3 protein-coding genes are annotated in these 3,866 nt (G+C 73.3%); 1 reads left to right on the top strand and 2 read right to left on the bottom strand.

The features are described 5' to 3' along the window. Nucleotides 1-525: aminotransferase class I/II-fold pyridoxal phosphate-dependent enzyme (locus ACFXB5_RS52695; RefSeq protein ID WP_385223034.1), on the bottom strand; the 525-nt coding region annotated here is incomplete at its 3' end. A gap of 455 nt (nt 526-980) precedes the next feature. Between ACFXB5_RS52695 and ACFXB5_RS52690 the strand changes: the two genes are divergently transcribed. Then, complete coding sequence (locus ACFXB5_RS52690) at nt 981-1,949, top strand: hypothetical protein (protein ID WP_385223031.1); 969 nt, start codon at nt 981-983, stop codon at nt 1,947-1,949. A 65-nt stretch (nt 1,950-2,014) separates the two neighbouring features. On the opposite strand, the gene ptsP is transcribed toward ACFXB5_RS52690, so the two are convergent. Continuing rightward, entirely contained in the window at nt 2,015-3,685 is a 1,671-nt protein-coding gene (ptsP, locus tag ACFXB5_RS52685) for a phosphoenolpyruvate--protein phosphotransferase (protein WP_385223028.1), read from the bottom strand. Nucleotides 3,686-3,866 lie beyond the last annotated feature (181 nt).

The following is a 3,866-nucleotide window of genomic DNA, read 5'->3' as shown; positions in this document are numbered from 1 at the left end:
GCCGCGCGCGGTGTGGGGCGGGGGCGGGGTGGCGCAAGACCCGTCTACCCCCCATACGTCGCCTGCGCCTCCCCCAACACCCCCGCCAAATCCCCCGCCAACACCCCCGCATCCGCCTCCCCCCAACCCCGCCGTCGTAATCCGCACCCCCGCCCCGGCAGCCAGCCGAAACCTCGCACCGGCCGCCATCCGCCACCCCCGTGTCCGCAACCCGTTGACCACCGCCGCCTCATCCCGCACCGGCACCCACACATTCATCCCGCTCGCCCCGTGCGCGGCGATCCCCCGGGCCGACAGCGCGGCCAGCAGGGCCTCACGCCGCCGGGCGTAGGCGGACCGCGCCGCGGCCACCAGGCCCTGGGTCTCCGGGTCGGTCATCAGCCGGGCGACCGTCTCCTGCAGCACATGGCTGACCCAGCCCGAGGCGAGCAGCATCCGGCCGTCATGGCGCGCCAGCGTCGTACGGTCGCAGGCGAGCGCGCCCCACCGCAGGTCGGTCCCGAGGTGCTTGGAGACGGTACGCACGTGCGCCCACCGCGCCGGACCGCCCGCAGCGCCACCCGCGCCGCCTGCGCCACCCGCGCCGCCTGCGCCACCCGCGCCCCCTGCGCCACCCGTGCCACCCCCAGTGAGGCTGTACAATGGCACCCCGCGACATCCGTCGCATGATCATCCTCGATCACCAGCACCTCACCCGGCGCCTCACCCATAACCCCCAGCAGCGCATCCCGGCGCTCCGCCGGGAACCAGCTGCCGTAAGGGTTCTGCCCACGCGGTCTGCAGACCAGCGCACGCGCTCCTTCGTCGCCTCCGCGCTGTTCACCCTCGGCTGTGCCGAACCGCCCTCGGCCTCCCGTATCGCGGCCACATCCGCATCCGCGGAATCCGGCGACTCAGCCCACGCGGAATCCGCAACGGAGCGTTGTCAGTGGCCCCGGTTACGGTGAGTGAGCACTGAACATCCGCGCTGAGGGGGAGTCATGGCGCACACCGGACGCAGGAGCCACCGGAACCGCCCGGGCGAGCACAGGAAGCCGAAGACACAGAGGCCGAAGACACAGAAGCCGACGACGCGTCAGGGTACGAGGAGGCGGACCACCCGGCGCGCCCTCCGCAGAGAGGTGCCCAGCACCGTGGCCCTGCTCGCCGACGAGCGGGACTTCGCCGCCATGCGACACTATGCGTCGTTCACCTTCGACGACCACGGAGCGTATCTACGGGAGATGGAGGGGCTGCTGAAGGCGCTCGCCGCCAAGGGTGTCCACACCACCGTCGCCCTCTTCGACCCCGTCGCCTACGAGGAGTTCTGCGCGGACACCCGGCTCGACCCGGACACCGCCGCGAGCCGCACGCGCTATACGGCGGAGCTGGCCGTCGCGGGCGGCACCGTCATCTATCAGGGCCAGCCGATCGCCCGCCTGGTGCCACGGCTCATCGGCGTGGCCGAGGAGCAGGCCACCTGGGAGTACGCCACGGCGCTGCTCTCCCGCGCCGGCCACCGAGGGGAGTGCCACGACGACACCACTGCCCGCGCCGCGTTCGACCGCGCGGGGGCCGCGCTGCGCGCCGTCGTCGAGGCGGTCGGGCCGGGCGTCCACCATCTGGTCTGCAGCGTCCCGGCGGACGGCACTTCACTGGTCGCCGTGCTCCACGCCGACGCCCGGGAAGCGGGTCCGCCGAAGCTGGCCGAGCCCTCGGGGCTGGTCTTCCGCACCGTCCTGGCCTGCGGTTTCGCCCTGCGCAGCCCCGGCGGCCTGGTGCTGCGCACCATCATGGCGGACTCCATGGAGACGGTCCGCGGCTGGGCGCTGCAGGACGGCTGGCTGCGCCCGCTGAGTGAGGCGGAGGTGTTCACGGCGTACTGCACCGACGCCGAGACCGGTGAACCCATCCCTCCGGAGCACGGCGTCGAATACCGGGCGGGCATTCCGCTCAGCCGCCCGGAATGACCGAAGGCGTCCCGCCACCCGGCGGGACGCCTTCATCGACATCTCACATCTCACAGCTCACCGGCTCATTCGCCGGACAGCACCGCCTGCGCCGCCCGGCGGGCATCCTCCGCGGTGTCCGCCGCGCGCGCCGCGGAGGCGGCCCGCTCGCACTGGGCCAGCGTGTGCTTGGCCAGCGTCGCGCGGACATACGGAATGGAGGCCGCACCCATGGAGAGGCTGGTGACACCCAGACCGGCCAGCACACACGCGAGCAGCGGATCGGAGGCGGCCTCACCGCAGACACCACAGCTCTTGCCCTCGGCCTGCGCGGCCTCCGCCGACGCCGCCACCAGATCGAGCAGCGCGGGCTGCCACGGGTCCTGCAGCCGCGAGACCGCACCGACCTGACGGTCGGCCGCGAAGGTGTACTGCGCCAGGTCGTTGGTGCCCAGCGAGAGGAACTCGACCTCCTGGAGGATCGAGCGCGCCCGCAGCGCGGCGGACGGAATCTCCACCATCGCGCCGAACTTGGCCCGCAGCCCCGCCTCGCGGCACGCGTCGGCGAACGCCTTGGCATCCAGCCGGTCGGCCACCATCGGGGCCATCACCTCGAGATAGACCGGCAGCCCCTCCGACGCCTTGGCCAGCGCCGTGAGCTGCGTCCGCAGCACCTCGGGGTGGTCCAGCAGAGTACGCAGTCCGCGTACACCCAGCGCCGGGTTGGGCTCATCGGCCGGGGTGAGGAAGTCCAGCGGCTTGTCCGCGCCCGCGTCCAGGACCCGCACCACCACCCGGCCCTCGGGGAACGCCTCCAGCACCTGCCGGTACGCCGTGACCTGCTTCTCCTCCGACGGCGCCTGACTGCTGTCGTCGAGGAAGAGGAACTCGGTGCGGAACAGCCCCACACCCTCGGCGCCCGCCTCGACCGCGGCCGGCACATCGGCCGGTCCGCCGACGTTCGCCAGCAGCGGCACCTTGTGCCCGTCCGATGTCGCACCCGGACCGGAGGAGGCGGCCAGCGCGGCCCGGCGCTCCTCGGCGGCCCGCGTCAGCTCGGCCCGCTTCTCCTCGCTCGGGGACACGAAGATCTCACCGGTGCTGCCGTCGACGGCGATCAGGGTTCCCTCGACCAGATCCCCGGCACCGGGCAGCGCGACCACGGCCGGCACTCCCAGGGCACGGGCGAGGATCGCGCTGTGGCTGGTCGGCCCGCCCTCCTCGGTCACGAACCCCAGCACCAGCGTCGGGTCGAGCAGCGCGGTGTCGGCGGGGGCGAGATCCCGCGCGATCAGCACATACGGCTCATCGCTGTCCGGCACACCAGGCATCGGCACACCCAGCAGCCGCGCCACGATCCGGTTCCGTACGTCGTCGAGGTCGGCCACCCGGCCCGCCAGATAGTCACCGGCCCCCGCCAGCAGCGCCCGATAGGCGGCGAAGGCGTCGTACACCGCGCGCTCGGCGGTGCTGCCCACGGCGATCCGCCGCTCGACATCGGCGATCAGCTCCGGGTCCTGCGCCATCATGGCCTGCGCCTCGAGTACGGCCTGGGCCTCGCCGCCGGCCAGATTGCCGCGCGCGACCAGATCGGCCGCCACGGCCTCCACCGCCTGGCGCGCCCGACCCTGCTCGCGCGGAGCCTCATCGGCCGGAATCTGCTTGGTCGGCGGCTCCAGGACCGCCGTCCCCATATGGCGCACCTCGCCGATGGCCACCCCGTGGCTCACGCCGACGCCTCGCAGCGTTGTCTCCATGTCACCCGTCCCCGGTCGATACGGCGGAACCCCGCCATGGTGGATGTCGTACCCGCGGTGCGCCGCCCGGCCCGGTCCCCATCGGCCGGGCGGCGCCCGCCCCGCGCCCCCCGTTTAGTGTTGGTGGCCCGTCTTGACCACCACCTCTTGCGGGAAGTCGGCGACGGGCACGGGCGGGGGC

Source organism: Streptomyces sp. NPDC059455 (assembly GCF_042750115.1).
Taxonomy (GTDB): domain Bacteria; phylum Actinomycetota; class Actinomycetes; order Streptomycetales; family Streptomycetaceae; genus Streptomyces; species Streptomyces endocoffeicus.
The sequence above is the reverse complement of the archived record's forward strand: the minus strand, read 5'-3'. Positions and strand labels throughout refer to the sequence as shown.